At 73.3% G+C, this 14,474-nt stretch carries 8 protein-coding genes and 1 pseudogene; 3 read left to right on the top strand and 6 right to left on the bottom strand.

Translation table 11 applies throughout. The features are described 5' to 3' along the window. Positions 1-9: 9 nt before the first annotated feature. The 3 genes and pseudogenes from ACQ614_RS18920 to ACQ614_RS18910 form a co-directional block, all read right to left on the bottom strand. A pseudogene (locus ACQ614_RS18920) lies at positions 10-962 on the bottom strand (HTTM domain-containing protein). A 74-nt stretch (positions 963-1,036) separates the two neighbouring features. Further along, positions 1,037-1,669 (bottom strand): DUF5819 family protein, encoded by a 633-nt coding sequence (locus tag ACQ614_RS18915; RefSeq protein ID WP_431679706.1) that lies wholly within the window; start codon positions 1,667-1,669, stop codon positions 1,037-1,039. A 127-nt stretch (positions 1,670-1,796) separates the two neighbouring features. Beyond that, a complete protein-coding gene (locus ACQ614_RS18910) occupies positions 1,797-2,981 on the bottom strand; it encodes a rhodanese-like domain-containing protein (RefSeq protein WP_431679705.1) in 1,185 nt (394 codons plus the stop codon). A gap of 362 nt (positions 2,982-3,343) precedes the next feature. Here ACQ614_RS18910 and ACQ614_RS18905 point away from each other — a divergent pair, with 362 nt between their 5' ends. Then, entirely contained in the window at positions 3,344-6,115 is a 2,772-nt protein-coding gene (locus tag ACQ614_RS18905) for a SpoIIE family protein phosphatase (protein WP_431679704.1), read from the top strand. Between the two features lie 4 nt (positions 6,116-6,119). Here the strand turns inward: ACQ614_RS18905 and ACQ614_RS18900 are convergent, their stop codons facing one another. Further along, on the bottom strand, positions 6,120-6,848 hold the full coding sequence (locus ACQ614_RS18900; protein WP_431679703.1) for a hypothetical protein: 729 nt from the start codon (positions 6,846-6,848) through the stop codon (positions 6,120-6,122). A 287-nt stretch (positions 6,849-7,135) separates the two neighbouring features. Beyond that, the gene (locus tag ACQ614_RS18895; RefSeq protein ID WP_431679702.1) at positions 7,136-8,977 is read right to left on the bottom strand and encodes a phosphatidylglycerol lysyltransferase domain-containing protein; all 1,842 of its coding nucleotides are present in this window, start codon (positions 8,975-8,977) and stop codon (positions 7,136-7,138) included. A gap of 268 nt (positions 8,978-9,245) precedes the next feature. On the opposite strand from ACQ614_RS18895, the gene ACQ614_RS18890 reads away from it, so the two are divergent. Next, the gene (locus ACQ614_RS18890) at positions 9,246-9,917 is read left to right on the top strand and encodes a response regulator (RefSeq protein ID WP_431679701.1); all 672 of its coding nucleotides are present in this window, start codon (positions 9,246-9,248) and stop codon (positions 9,915-9,917) included. Continuing rightward, positions 9,914-11,050, top strand: coding sequence for a sensor histidine kinase (locus tag ACQ614_RS18885; RefSeq protein WP_431679700.1), 1,137 nt, complete (start codon positions 9,914-9,916; stop codon positions 11,048-11,050). Before ACQ614_RS18890 ends, ACQ614_RS18885 begins: the two co-directional genes overlap by 4 nt. Before the next feature lie 76 nt (positions 11,051-11,126). Here the strand turns inward: ACQ614_RS18885 and ACQ614_RS18880 are convergent, their stop codons facing one another. Further along, a complete protein-coding gene (locus ACQ614_RS18880) occupies positions 11,127-14,171 on the bottom strand; it encodes a S53 family peptidase (protein ID WP_431679699.1) in 3,045 nt (1,014 codons plus the stop codon). Positions 14,172-14,474: the final 303 nt, after the last annotated feature.

Below are 14,474 nucleotides of genomic sequence, written 5' to 3'. Positions count from 1 at the left end.
TCGGGCAGTCTAGGCGCTGCGGCGCCACCCGGCCGGGAGGCGTACGGCGCCCAGCCGCAGCAGGAATCCGGTCGGCAGGAACACCAGGTCGGCGGCGATCATCGCCAGCGAGAAGAACGGCAGGCCGAGGACGACCGCGATCGCCGAGTGCTCGGCGATCATCAGGGCCAGCAGCACGTTCTTCAGCCGCCGGTTGACCAGGGTGAACGGGAAGGCGACCTGGAGGACGACCGTGCCGTAGCTGAGCACGAAGGTGATCAGCAGGCTGGAGCCGAGCAGCGCGGACAGCTCCGGCCAGGGGGTGAAGTAGTCCAGGTGCAGCGGGTAGTGCAGGGCGGTGCCGTTCTGCCAGCGGGAGCCCTGGACCTTGTACCAGCCCGCCGTGGAGTAGATCAGCACCACCTGTGCGGCGATGATCACCATGCCGCAGTTGTGCAGCATGGTGGCCAGCGCGTCCGCCACCGCCCGCACCTCCCCGGCGGGCGCGGCGGCCGGCGGGCCCGGCGCCGGGCGTCCAGCGACCACACCAGGCCCGAGCGGACGAGCACCAGGTACATCGCCATCAGGTGGACGACGTTGTCGCCGCCGTCACCGACCAGCACATTGCGGTTCTGCAGGGAGAGCACGGTGACGGCGAACAGCACGGCGGTGGCACGGGTGCGCCAGCCCAGCACCATCAGCACCGCTGCGGCGATCCCCAGGTGGTAGACGGTCTCGAACCAGAGCCGGCCGTCCGACCAGGAGAGCACGGTGAAGGCGTGGGTGGCCGACAGCAGCCCGTCGGAGAGCTCGGCCGACCAGGGCGACCTGTCCCCGTACAGCACCCGGCGGTGGGGCCACTCGCGGAGCAGGAAGCCGAGCCAGGCGAGGCCGAAGCCGATCCGCACCACGGCGGCCTGGTGGCGGCCGAAGACAGTGCCGGTGAAGGCGTCGAAGAAGCGCTCGAAGCGGGTGGGCGGCACGGCCGCCGCGGCGGGTGCCCGCTCGTCGGCGGGGGCGGCGGTCTCGGCGGTCTCGGCGGTGGTGCGGGTCTCGCTCACAGCAGCCCCCGGTAGTCGTCCTCGTCCACCGGCCACCAGGGCAGTTCCTGCGGCGCGGCGGGCTCCGCGGGCTGCTCGGTGCTCCACGCGGGCGGCGGCACGGCCACCGCCGCGGAGCGGAACTGGATCTGCAGGATGCGCTCGCCGCCGGCGGTGCGGCCGAACCGCTGCAGGGCTATTCGCTTGAGGTACTCCTCGGCGAGCTTGCCGCGCTGCCCGGGCGCGGGCGCGCCCTCCTCCGTCGGATGCGTGGACTCGTAGAAGTCCCAGGCGCGGCGCAGCATGTTCTGGTCGACGTGGCTGGGCGCCGGGTTGTGGCGTATCGCGGCGGCGTCCCGGGCGGTCAGGCCGACCCAGTCGCGGGTGTGCACCTCGCCGTCCTCGGCGATGGTCTGCACCCGGGCGTCGACGGTGACGTTCTGCTGCAGCGGATTGGGCGCGAACAGCTTCCAGTTCTGCTCGAACTCGGGGTAGACGATCCCGTCGAGCTGCTCCCGGTACTGCTGCGAGAGCGCATTGGGCGGGGCGTTGTGCAGGAACAGCACGCCCAGCAGGAGCGCGGTGCCGCCGAGCATGCCGGCCCCGGACAGGCAGATCACCGCGAGGGCGGGGGTGGACCAGGTGCGCACGGCGGTCTCCTCCCCTGCGGCTGCCCTGCGGCGACGGTTGCCGGCCATCCTGCCGTACCGCGGCGCCGGACGACAGGAGGATCACGGCGCCGGGCCGCGTACCGGCCCCGGCGCCGTGCGGGAGGTGTCAGAGGACGAAGGGTGCCCGGTCGTCGGTGCCGACCATCGGGCGGCCCGCCGCCTCCCAGGCGAACATGCCGCCGTCCACGTTGACCGCCTCGCGGCCCTGCGCGACCAGGTACTGCACCACCTGCGCGGACCGGCCGCCGACCCGGCAGACCACGTACAGCTTCTCGTCGGGCAGCTCGCCGAGCCGGGCGATCACCTGGCCGATCGGGATGTGCAGCGCACCGTCCACATGGCCGGCGTCCCACTCGTCCTGTTCGCGGACGTCGAGCAGGGCGGCGTCGGCCGGCACGGACGCGGCGTCGGTGGTGGGCAGCGCTTGCGCGAACATCGTCGGGTTCTCCTGGGAGTCGGGGCGGGAACGGTGCTGGGAGGGGTCCTCCCCTCCATTGTGCCGACCGCCGGAGTGCGGCCCCTGCGGATCGGCGCCGCCGAGCAGCCGTTCCAGCTCGGCGCGCCGCTCGGCGGCCCGGCCGAGCAGCTGCTCGGCGAGCTCCTCCAGCAGTCGCTCCGGCTCCTGCGGCGCCAGCAGCAGCAGCTCGCCCATCGGGGTGCGCTCCAGCCGGACCTGCTCGGCGGCGAGCTGGCCGATCCGCGCGGTCAGCCACTCCAGGCGGCGCAGCAGCCAGTCCGGGCGCTCGGGGGAGTCGGGGGCGGGCGCGCTCTCGGGGGCGGTGGACCACTCCCCGGCGAGCTCCTCCAGGGCGGCGTTGTCGCCCTGCGCGTACGCCTCGTTGACCCGGGCGATGAAGGCGGAGCGGCGCTCCTGCTCGGCCGGGTCGGTGGTCAGGTCGGGGTGGGCGCGGCGGGCGAGGTCGCGGTAGATCCGCTGGGCGTCCCGGTCGGGGCGGACCTTCGCGGCGGCCGGCGGCTCCGGGGCGAGGTCGGCGGCGGCCGGGTCGTCCGGCTCGGCGACCCGGCTGCGGGCCTCGGCGGCGCGGCGCAGCGCCTCCGGATCGCCGCTGCGGGCGGCGACGGTCTCGGCGATCAGCGCGTCCAGCTCGTCGAGGCTGGCGTAGAGCGGGCCGAGCAGCCGGTGGTGGACGAGGGCGAAGTTGTCGATCTCCACCCGGAGGGTTTCGACGTCGACGTCGAGGGTCAGCCAGGCCAGCTCGGCAGCGGCGACCCGCTCCTCCAGCAGCAGCCGCTCGTGATCGCTCCACTGGACGGGGCTCTCCGCGTTCACCAGTCCGCCTCCGCATGCACCCGGTTTCCGAGCCTGCCACCCTACCGGGGGGTGCGGACCGGACGCGGAGGCTCCGTCCGGGTACCCCGTCCGACTGAACTCGCAGCGCACACGGGCGCTCACCCAATGACATGTAACTGATACCGAGGAATCTCCGCGATTCGCTGTCGAAGCCGCCCTCGCACGTGCTTCGCTGGAGGACGCACCGGTGCTGCACCGCAGGCACGCCCCAGTGCCGCACGGGTGCAGGCGTACAACAGACGGGACACACAGGAGCGGCAGGAGACGAGGTCCAGTACGCCGCCGCCCCCACACGACGGCCGCCCCCAGGCACGGCGGCCAGGCGGGAGCAGACCGAATCCATGGTGGACGAGCCGAACTCCACACCGACCGCCGAAGACCGCACGGGTGACCCTCCTTCCGGAGTGGTCGCCCTGCTGCGCGTGGCCGCGGTGATGGTCGATCCGGACGGCCGGATCGCCCTGTGGAACCGCGCGGCCGAGGAGCTGTTCGGCCACCGGGCCGAGGTCGCCTGCGGCCGTACCGCCTCGGGCCTGCTGCCCGGCGTCGAGCCCCGGCCGGAGACCGGCTCGCCCCGCCCGGGCGCACCGGCCCGGCGCTGCGACGCCCTGGACACGCTCGACGACCTCACCCAGCTCGACACCGCCTGGGCCGGTTCGATGGCCGTGGTCGACCGGGAGGAGCGGCTGCGCGACGTCATCTGGTGGGCCTACCCCCTGGTCGAACCGACCGGCCGCAGCCTGCTCGCCCTGGCCGCGGACGCCCGCCCGCTGCGCGCCGGCGGCCCGCGGATCGCCCTCGGCGAGCGGCTGCTCGCGTACGCGGCGGCGCCGGCCGCGACCGGTGCCTTCCACCGGGTCGCCCCCGCCTTCGCCCCGGTCGGCCGCTCCGGCGCGGTGCCGTTCGAGAGTCTGCTGCCGCGCGGCTCCCAGGAGCGCCGCCGCCGGCTGCTCGACCAGGTCGCCGCGGTCGGCGTGCCCGCGCTCTGGGTGGACGCCGCGACCAGACTCCCCGTCCTCCCCTACGAGCCGACCGGCCGCGGTGCGGCACGGGTCGCGGCCGGGCTGGTCCGCCGCTACCCGACGCCGCAGCAGCGGGCCGACCGGCCGCGGGCGGCCCGCCGCCCGGCCGATCCGGCGGCGCCCGGCGGGCGCGGCACCATCGGCCTGCAGGTCCTCTCCGCGGGCGCGGCGCGCGGCGCCGACGACGGGCGGGCCATCGGCACCACCGTGCCCGGGCAGCGCGAGTCCGGGGCGGCCACCGCGAACGGCCAGAGCCAGGGAGGCCCCGCCATCGAGTCCATCGCCAACGGCACCGCGCCCGACCGCACCGCCGTGGGGTCCGCTCCGCCGCAGGGCGGACCGGACGGGCCGGACGCCCACCGCCCCGAGGTGCCCGGGGTGCCGGCCCCGCCGGCGCCGCCGTCCGTGGAGGTGCTGACCGTCAGCCAGGCCGGCGAGCAGCTGGCCCTGCTGAGCGAGGTCGGCAACCGGGTCGGCACCACCCTGGACCTCGACACCACCGCCCGCGAGCTGTGCGAGGTGCTCGTCCCGCGGGTCGCCGACTTCGCCTGCGTGGACCTCCTCGACGGGCTGATCTCCGACTCGGAGCTGCCCGACGAACGCCCCGACGACCGGACGATGCTGCGCCGGGTGGCCCGCGCGGTGAACAGCTCCCCCGGCCACTGGGACCACGTCCTGGACGAGGGCGCGCTGCTCGCGATGCCCCGCTCCACCCCGCCCGGCCTGGCCCTGCAGGAGAACCAGCCGGTGCTGGTGCCGGTGATCGACCCGGACGTGGCGGTGGACTACGCGGCCTCGCTCGGCGGCGGCCCGGACCTCGTCCCGGTGGTGGTCGGCCGCTCGATGCTGGTGCTGCCGCTGTCGGCGCGGGGCACCGTGCTCGGCATCCTCAAGCTGCTGCGGCTGTCCGACCGGTCGCCCTTCGACAAGTCGGACGCGGCGACCCTCAAGGAGCTGGCGGCGCGGGCCGCGCTGTCGCTGGACAACGCCCGGCTGCACCGGGCGGAGTCGCGGGTCGCCACCACCCTGCAGCGCTCCATGATCCCGACCCGCCCGCCGCGCATCCCGGGCGTGCAGATCGCCCACCGCTACCTGCCGGGCGACTCCCGGGCCGAGGTCGGCGGCGACTGGTTCGACGCCATCCAGCTGCCCGGCAGCCGGGTCGCCCTGGTGGTCGGCGACGTGATGGGCCACGGACTGCACTCGGCGGCCGCGATGGGCCGGTTCCGCACCGCCATGCAGACCCTCGCCGCACTGGACCTGCCGCCCGGCCAGCTGCTGCGCCACCTGGACAACCTGGCGCACAAGCTGGGCGACGACCACCTGGCGACCTGCCTGTACGCGGTCTACGACCCGATCAACCGCACCTGCGAGCTGGCCAGCGCCGGCCACGTCCCGCCGGTGCTGGTGCACCCGGACGGCCGCGGCGAGCTGCTGGAGATCCCGGAGGGCGCGCCGATCGGCGTCGGCGGCGTCCCGTTCGTGGCGAAGCGGATCGACGTCTCGGACGGCTCGATGCTGGTGCTGTGCACCGACGGCCTGGTCGAGGTCCGCGGGGGCGACATAGGAGAGGGCCTGGCCGCGCTGTGCGGCAACCTGATCGACCCCAAGCAGACCCCGGACGAGGCCTGCGACACCGTGCTGGAGCGGCTGCACTCGGACGACCGGGCCGACGACGTCGCCCTGCTGGTCGCCCGCTTCGACGGCGTCCCGCCGAGCGAGGTGGCGACCTGGGAGCTCGGCGTCTCGGAGGAGGAGGTGCGCCGGGCCCGCGCCCTGGTACGGGACCGGCTCGCCGGCTGGGGGCTGACCGCCCTCACCGACACGGTGGAGCTGCTGGTCAGCGAGCTGGTGACGAACGCCGTCCGGGTCGCCAGGGACCACGTCCAGCTGCAGCTGATCCGGGTGGACAAGCTGCTGGTCGAGGTCAGCGACGACAACCACAACCTGCCGTCGCTGGAGCCGGCCGAGTCGCTGGACGAGCACGGCCGCGGCCTCAACCTGGTGAGCAAGCTCGCCGAGCGCTGGGGCACCGCCCGCAAGGCGGTCGGCAAGGTCGTCTGGTTCGAACTGGCGCTGCCCCGGGCCTGACCGGTCAGTGCGCCGCCGGCACCGCCGCCCGCGGCCCGGCCTCGGCCGCCACCGAGGCCGCCGCGCCGACGCCCGCCAGCACCCGCGGCCAGAACTGGCCGAACACCTCCAGCGAGGCGGCGATCAGGCCGGCCACCAGCACCGCCACCACGTGCTCCAGGCCGGCGAGGTTGGGCAGCAGCACGGCCTCCACGACCATCGCCAGCACCACCGCCCCGCCCGTCCACCAGGCCCGGCAGCGGATCGCCACGCACACCGCGAGCGCCACCACCGCGGCCGAGGGCCCGGTGTCCCGCACGTGGCCGACCGCGCTCGGGAGGCCGAAGAGGTGCTCCGGCCCGAGCTGCACGCCGATCCGTGCGAACAGCGTCCCGGCGAGGGTGCAGGCGTAGGCGACGGCCACGGTGAGGCGTCGGCCGATGACGATCTCTGCGATCCCGAACACCAGGAACACCTGCACCAGCGCCCCCCAGACCGGCAGGTCCAGCGCGGGCACGTACAGCGAGAGCGGTGTCCTCAGCAGGGAGACCCCGAGCGGCAGCGCGGCCCGCACCACCCCGACCTGGGTGACCAGCCGCTCGCCGCCCGGCAGGTGCTGGACCACCGAGAAGGCCAGCACCAGCAGGGTGGCCGCGGTGGCCAGCGGGACGGAGGCGAACCGGTGCCGCCGCACATGGTCGCGGACGGTGCCGAACAACGATCCCCACTCGGCCGCGGCCGCCCTGACCGCCACCGGCGCCGGGCCCTTCCGCACGCCCCCCGTACGAGCCGTCCGCTCCACCGCTGAATCTCCCCGTCCGCTTTTCGGCCGGACGCCCCCCTCGACGCCCCGCCGTGCAATTCCCGGGACATTTCCCGTAGGGCCGGGATTCTCCGGCCGTACTTCCACGGTAGGGACGGGGGAAAAGGAGCGCGTCACCTTGCGAGGCGAATCGCGGATCATACTCAAGATGGAGGGGGGTTACCGATCCGGCGGGTGGCACCCCCCGATCGGCGGCCCTCCGCCCCCCGGCGGAGGGACTACCCCTTCCCGTCCCGCTCCGCCGCCGGCCCCCCGCCGGGCAGCGCCTGTGCGGCGGCGGCCCGGACATGCCGGCGACGGAACAGTGCGGGCAGACTCGGCACCGTGATGAAGCCTTCGGCGCGGGCGCTCGCGATACCGATGCGCGGAATCTCGCTGCTCTTCTCGAAGAGCAGATAACGCGGCTCCCAGATCGGGCGGTACTTCGCATTGGCGCGGTACAGCGACTCGATCTGCCACCAGCGCGAGAAGAATCCCAGCACGGAGCGCCAGAGCCGGAGCACCGGCCCGGCGCCCAGCCGCGAGCCGCGCTCGAAAACGGAACGGAACATCGCGAAGTTCAGCGACACCCGCTCCAGCGCGACCTCGTCGGCGCGTTGCAGCAGCTCGATCACCATGAATTCCATCAGGCCGTTCTCGCTGTCGCGGTCCCGGCGCATCAGGTCCAGCGAGAGGCCGTTGCGGCCCCACGGGACGAAGCTCAGCAGCGCGCGCAGCTCGCCGTCGCCGTCGTGGCACTCCAGCATCACGCAGCGGCCGTCGTCCGGGTCGCCGAGCCGGCCGAGCGCCATCGAGAAGCCGCGCTCGGTCTGGCCGTCCCGCCAGTGGTCGGCCTTGTCCAGCAGCGCCGCCATCTCCTCGTCGGGGATCTCCTCGTGGCGGCGGATGCGCACCGTGTACCCGGCCCGCTTGACCCGGTTGTACGCCTGCCGGACGACCCGCATGGCCCGGCCGTCCAGCGAGAACTCGTCGATCTCGACGATCGCCTCGTCGCCCAGCTCCAGGGCGTCCAGGCCGTGCCGGGCGTAGATCACGCCGGCCTCCTCTGAAGCGCCCATCACGGCCGGCACCCAGGCGTGCTCGCGGGCCTCCTGCAGCCAGGCGTCGATCGCCCCGGGCCAGGCCTCCGGATCGCCGATCGGGTCGCCGGAGGCCAGCGAGACGCCGCCGACCACCCGGTAGGCGACCGCCGCCTTGCCGGACGGCGAGAAGATCACCGCCTTGTCCCGGCGCAGCGCGAAGTAGCCCAGCGAGTCCCGCTCGCCCTGCCGGTCCAGCAGCTCGCGCAGCCGCACCTCGTCGGCCGCGGTCAGCAGCTCCTGGCCGCGCGGGCTGCGGAAGGCCAGGTACAGCACCAGCAGGAAGAGCACCGCGCCCATGGCGTTGATGAAGGCGTTCACCCAGGTCGGCACGGCGATCTCGTCGGCCAGCCGGCCGGACGGGGTGATGGTCACCATCCGGGCCACCGCGTAGCCGAACCTGGTGCCGAAGCCGGCGCCGTGGATGGTGTTGGTCAGCTGCACCAGCGCCGCACCGACCACGCCGCCGAGCAGCAGCCCGCCGAAGAAGGTCGCCACCCCCGTCTTGGGGTTGGAGCGGTCGCCCTTGGAGATGAACTCGCGGCGGCCCATCAGCAGCGCCAGGAAGAAGCCGACGGTCAGCACGGTGGAGACGTAGTTCAGCGGGTGGTCCGCGAACCCGCCGCCCGGCAGCAGCATCAGCAGCACGTACAGCACCGAGAACAGCCCGGACACCACCGCGTTGAAGATCCACGCGGCCCGCTTGCGCCGACGCATCGCCACCGCGAGGAACAGCGACAGCAGCACCGTGGTCAGACCCGCCGTCAGCAGGTAGGGGGTGAAGTACTCGCCCTCGTTGTGCTCCTGCACCTGGTCCCGGAACGGGACGGCGAGCACCGCCACCAGGTTGAGCAGGGCCAGCAGCCTCAGGTACCAGACCGTGCCCGCAGCGGCTCGCGGCCGCCAGCGGGCGAGCAGCCCGGCACGTGCTCCGAATTGCGCGGCGGGAACGGCGGTGGGCGCCGGCTTCACAGTGGACACAGCTCCAATTCCAGACGATCAACGTGGGGGACGCATCCGTACGACACCCGCGGAGGGACGGAGCGGCCCGCACACCCGGTCTCCGAGCGGCCAGGGCCCACAGGGGGCTCCGTGTTCCATGGTTCCGCACCCCGGATGAGAATTGCGTGAATCCGGTAGCCGATTCGGACCCCCGCCGATCGGCGGGGGTGTCCACCCCGCCGGTGGACCGAACCGCCGGCCGCCGACCCCTAGGCTCGAAGAGAGCCGCGCACGCCCGAGGAGAGCCATGCCACCGATCCGCGTCCTGATCGTGGACGACGAGGTCCTCGTCCGATCGGGCCTCGGCCTGATCGTCGGATCGGCCCCGGACCTGGAGGTGGTCGGCGGCTGCTCCGGCGGCCAGGCCGAGCAGCAGACCGTCGACCTGCGGCCGCAGGTCGTCCTGCTCGACATCCGGATGCCCGACCTGGACGGCATCAGCGTGCTGCGCAGGCTGCGCGCCCTGCCCGACCCGCCGGCCGTCGCCATGCTCACCACCTTCGACACCGACGAGTACATCGGCACCGCCCTGCGCGCCGGCGCCGCCGGCTTCCTGCTCAAGGACACCGCGCCCGAGCAGCTGGTGCACGCGGTGCGGGTGCTCGCCGCCGGCGGCAGCATGCTCTCGCCGACCGTCGCCCGCACCGTGATCAGCGGCTACGTCGAGGGCGGCGGCCCCGACGCGGACGCCGCCGCGCTCGCCCGCCAGCTCACCAGCCGCGAGCTCGACGTCCTCGCGCTGCTCGGCGAGGGCCTGTCCAACGCCGAGATCGCCGACCGCCTCTACCTGGGCACCGGCACCGTCAAGGACCACATCAGCGCCATCCTCGCCAAGCTCGGCGCGGCCAACCGCGTCCAGGCCGCCGTCGTCGCGCACCGCGCCGGCCTCGTCCGCAGCCAGGGCAACCCCGGCGCATGACCGGCCCGAGAGCACTCCCGGCCTGGTGCACCGCGACCTGGCTGATGCTGCTGCTGCCGGTGCTGGTCTCCCTGCTGGACGCCGCGCTGGTCTCCAAGGGCGCGCGCTGGTGGGAGGCCGCGCTGTCGGTGCTCGCCGCGCTCGCCCTGCTGCTGCGCCGCCGCTTCCCGGTGACGGTGCTGCTGCTGACCCTGCCCGGGGCGTTCGTCAACTACATCTGGATCGCACCGATGACCGCGGTCTACTCGGTCGCCGCCCAGCGGGCCGCGCTGCGGGTCACCGCAGTCTGCGCCACCGCCTTCGCCCTCGTCGAGTTCTTCCACTGGCCTCTCTCCGACCACCCGCTCGCGCTCGACCGGGACAACGCGCTCTACGCCATCCAGTGCGTGATGCTCGCGGCCGGCCCCGCCGCACTCGGCCTGCTCGCCCGCACCCGCCGGGAACTCGCCGACCGGCTGGACGAGCTGACCCGCGGGCAGCAGCGCGAGAGCCGGCTGCTCGCCGAGCGGGTGCTGGCCACCGAGCGGGCCCGGCTCGCCCGGGAGATGCACGACGTGGTCTCCCACCAGGTCAGCCTGATCTCCATCCAGGCCGGGGCACTGCAGGTCTCCACCGGCGACCCGGCCGCGAAGGACACCGCCTCGACCATCCGCGAGCTCGCCGTCCGCACCCTGCAGGAGCTCCGGCAGATGGTCGGCGTGCTGCGCGCCGCCGGGGTCCAGCACGACGAGCCGCTCGCCCCCCAGCCGCGCCTCGCCGACCTGCCGCGGCTGATCGGCGGCAGCGGGCTCGCGGTCACCAGCGACCTCCCCACCGACGGTCGGCAGTGGCCGGAGGCGGTGGAGAGGGCCGCCTACCGGACGGTCCAGGAGGCCCTGACCAACATCACCAAGTACGCGCCGGGCGCCGCGGTGACCGTCCGCGTGGTGGGCGGCGGCTCCCGGCTGCTGGTCGAGGTGCACAACGCCGCGCCGCCGGACGGCGCCTCGGAGCTGCCCGTCCTGCCGGGCGGCGGGCACGGCCTGGTGGGTCTTCGCGAGCGCGCCCAGCTGCTCGGCGGCACCCTGGTCGCCGGCCCCACCGCGGACGGCGGCTTCACCGTCCGCGCCGCCCTCCCGGCGACGGCGGACTGAGCCCGGGCACACGCGAGGGCGGCGCCCTCCCCGCGAGGGGAGGACGCCGCCCGGTGCCTGCCGAACCGATCGGGGATCAGTTCGCGCTGTAGTAGCCCATCAGGTCGACGATGACGTCGGCCGGGCTGTTGGTGGCGATGTCGACCGTGCCGTTGTTGACCGGAACGATCACCGAGTTGGCGATGGTCTGGCTGCCCGCGGTCCAGTTGAGGTTGGACGAGGCAGGCCGCGCGGTGCCGCCCGGCCAGGCGTTCAGGTAGCCGCCCCACTGGGTGTTGGTCACCGTGATGTTCAGCACGACCGAGGTCGCACCGGACAGCACACCGTTGTCGTTCAGGTCGAGGCGCAGCACGTTGCCGTCGCCGATCTTGCCGGGTGCGGCGGCGCCCTTGCCGGTACGGGTGTCCACCATGCGCTTCGGGCCGGCGACGTGGAACTTGCTGCCGGAGGCGTCCGAGGTGAAGTAGCCGAAGACGTCGGCGAGCACGTTCACCGCGCCGTCCATGCCGTTGTAGAAGGTCACCTTGCCGTCGGCGCCGACCGGCACGACGACCAGGTTCGGCACGGTCTGGCCGTTGGTCCAGTTCAGGTTGGACGACTTCGCCACGAAGGCCGGGTCGGTCGGGTAGACCGCCATCCAGCCGTTGCCCTGGCCGCCGGTCACGGTGGTGTTGAGCACGACCGCGGTGACGCCGGTCTCCGGCACGCCGAGCGGGGCACCCTTGGCGCTGACGCCGCCGGCGACCTTCACGTCGATCTTCTGCTTGCCGCCCAGCGGGGCCTGCGCCACGTTCGCGTCACCCGTGTAGCGGGTGTCGAACAGACGGGTCGGCGCCAGCGGCTTGAACGTCGCACCGGCGTTGTCCGGGGTGTAGTAGCCCATCAGGTCGACGACCATGCGGGCGGAGCCGGTCCAGCTGCCGTTGAACAGGCTGACCTTGCCGTCGGTGCCCACCGGCACGGTGACCAGGTTCGGGACGGCGACGCTGCCCTGCATCCAGTTGAGGTTGGAGGAGAGCGGCATCGTCTTGCCGGTCGGCCACGCGGTCAGGTAGCCCGGACCGTTGGTGTTCGCCACGGTGACGTTCAGCACCACCGAAGTGACACCGGACGGCACGCCGCTGCCGGCGGCGCCGGCCACCTGCAGCGAGGTGGCGGTGCGGGAGGCGACGCCCGGCGCACCGGTGTCCAGCAGTCGCTTCGGCTGGACGCTGGTGTAGGTGCCGGCCGGCTGCGAGGGCAGCTGCTGGCAGAGCGCCTGGATGATGCCGCGGCCCTTGGGGGAGCCGAGGCCGGTCGTCAGGTCGTAGCCGTAGCCGGCGCTGTAGTTGCCGCCGTAGTAGCCGGCGGCCGCCAGGGCGTTGCTGCCCGAGGTCACGTCCGTGAAGACCGCGCTGTTGCCGGCCAGCTTGTACAGGGCCGGGTTCAGGAAGCCGACCGGGCCGTTGGCGGCGCACTCCTTGGAGGCGTTCGCCGTGGCGATGATGGCCGCCCACAGCGGGGCCGCGGCGCTGGTGCCGCCCGAAATGCTGTACAGGGCCTGGCCCTTGGCGTTGTAGCCGCCGAGCACGAAGTAGCCGGTGCCCGGGTCGGCGAGGGCGGCCACGTCCGGCACCTGGCGGCAGTGCTGGCCTGCGGAAGCACCGCAGACGGCGGCGCTGTAGCCGGGGCCCTCGATCGAGCCCGCCGGGTTGACCGCGTCGTCGAGCTTCCAGTACTTGGAGACGCCGCCGCCGGTGGCACCGCCGTAGCTGTTCCACACGCTCTGCGCGGGGAACTTGCTCAGGCCGGTGTGGGAGGTGCCGCCGACGCCCGTCGCGTACGGCAGCGAGGCCGGGTTGTCGGTGGACATCGTCTTGGCGTACGGGTCCGACGGGTCGCCGTAGTAGCAGCCGGTGGAACCGGAGTCGCCGGAGGCGGCGACCACCGACTGGCCCTGTGCGGCCGCCTGCTTCAGCACCAGGTTGAGGGCGGCGTCGGAGCCCGCGAGGTCGCAGCGGCCCCAGCTGACGGAGACGACGGGGGCGCGGTTGTCGCTGACGATCTGGCGGTAGGTCGCCAGCACGCCGGCCTCGTCGGTCGTGCCCTGGTAGACGAGGATGTTGGAGCCGGGGGCGAGGCCGGCGACCATCTCGATGTCGAGTGCCGTCTCCCAGCCCTCGTTGCTGCCGTTCGGCGGCGTCCCGTTCTGGCCCACGACGCGGATGTTGCTGACCGCGGACTTGGTGCCGTTGCAGCTCTGCCAGTTGTTGACGGCGGAGGTGGAGTAGTTCTCCAGCGCCAGGATCGCCACCGTCGCGCCGGAAGCACCGTCCGCCATGTTGTCCATGTCGTACGCGTTCGCCAGGGACGGCGGGGTGTAGTACTGGCTTCCCTCGCTGTCGCCCCAGTAGGTGGCGACGTCGCGCCAGTAGGAGCAGAGCTGGGGGTGGACGTTGATGTTCCGGGCCGACATCCCGGTCGGTGCCGGGGTGTTGGCGGCCTTCGGCGCCGACTTCATGACGCTGCGCGGAGCCGCCTTGACCGTGTTGCTGAGGCCGGTGATCGACGCGATCCGCGGGGCCAGGTCACCGCGGAAGGCGGGGGCCTGGGTGTTGGCGATCGCGGACGAGCCGTCGGTCAGCCGGTAGCCGGCGAAGTCGGTGCTGAACGCCTTCTTCGCCTCGGCAACGGTCGCCTTGACCGGAATGGTCAGGCCGTCGGCCTCGACCTCGCCGGGCTCGAGGCCGGCCGCCGTGAGCGCCGCACGGACGCTCGCCACGGTGTTCAGGTCCGCGCCGAAGCGCTTACCGAACTCGCCGGTGCCCAGGTAGTGCTTGTACAGCGGGGAGCCGGGGGTGGAGACGGCGTTGACGAACGTGGTCAGCGCGGTCTGGTCCTTCGGCTGCAGGGTGATGCTGAGGTCGAGCTCGGTGCCGTCGGCCGGTGCCGCCGTCTTCACGGCACCCTTCGGCGCGACGGGGGCGGAGCCGATGCGCTTGGCCGCGGCCGGCTCCGCGTTGGCGGTCGCGAGAACGGGCAGGCCCGCTCCCGTGACCAGGGCGGCCGTGGCGACGGCAAGGGTGGTCGCACGTCCTGCCGCCCGCATTCGCGTCCTGGTCGGACCCGATGGGTCGAGCATCCGCGTTCTCCTTGGGATGACAATGCAGCGGATATGAGCGGAATTCCGGACAGAACGTCGTTTCCACGATCGAAAGACAAGAGGCCGGCGCGCCGCGTCAGCAGCGGTCTTCCGGCTGAACCCCCACGTACAACCCCCCGTGGAGACGCCCGAGTTGGCATCATCGGCGCCAAACGGACATTTCAATCGAACTGTCGGACGGAAATTCCGCTGCATGTTCTACCAGTCGGCGCCGACACGAACCGTTCGGGGGCACCTGCTGTTATCAGGCAGAGACATTGTCGGAACGCCGACATCCCGGAA

Origin of the sequence: Kitasatospora dryopteridis (genome assembly GCF_050749075.1) — a bacterium.
Classification (GTDB): Bacteria; Actinomycetota; Actinomycetes; order Streptomycetales; family Streptomycetaceae; genus Kitasatospora.
The sequence above is the reverse complement of the archived record's forward strand: the minus strand, read 5'-3'. Positions and strand labels throughout refer to the sequence as shown.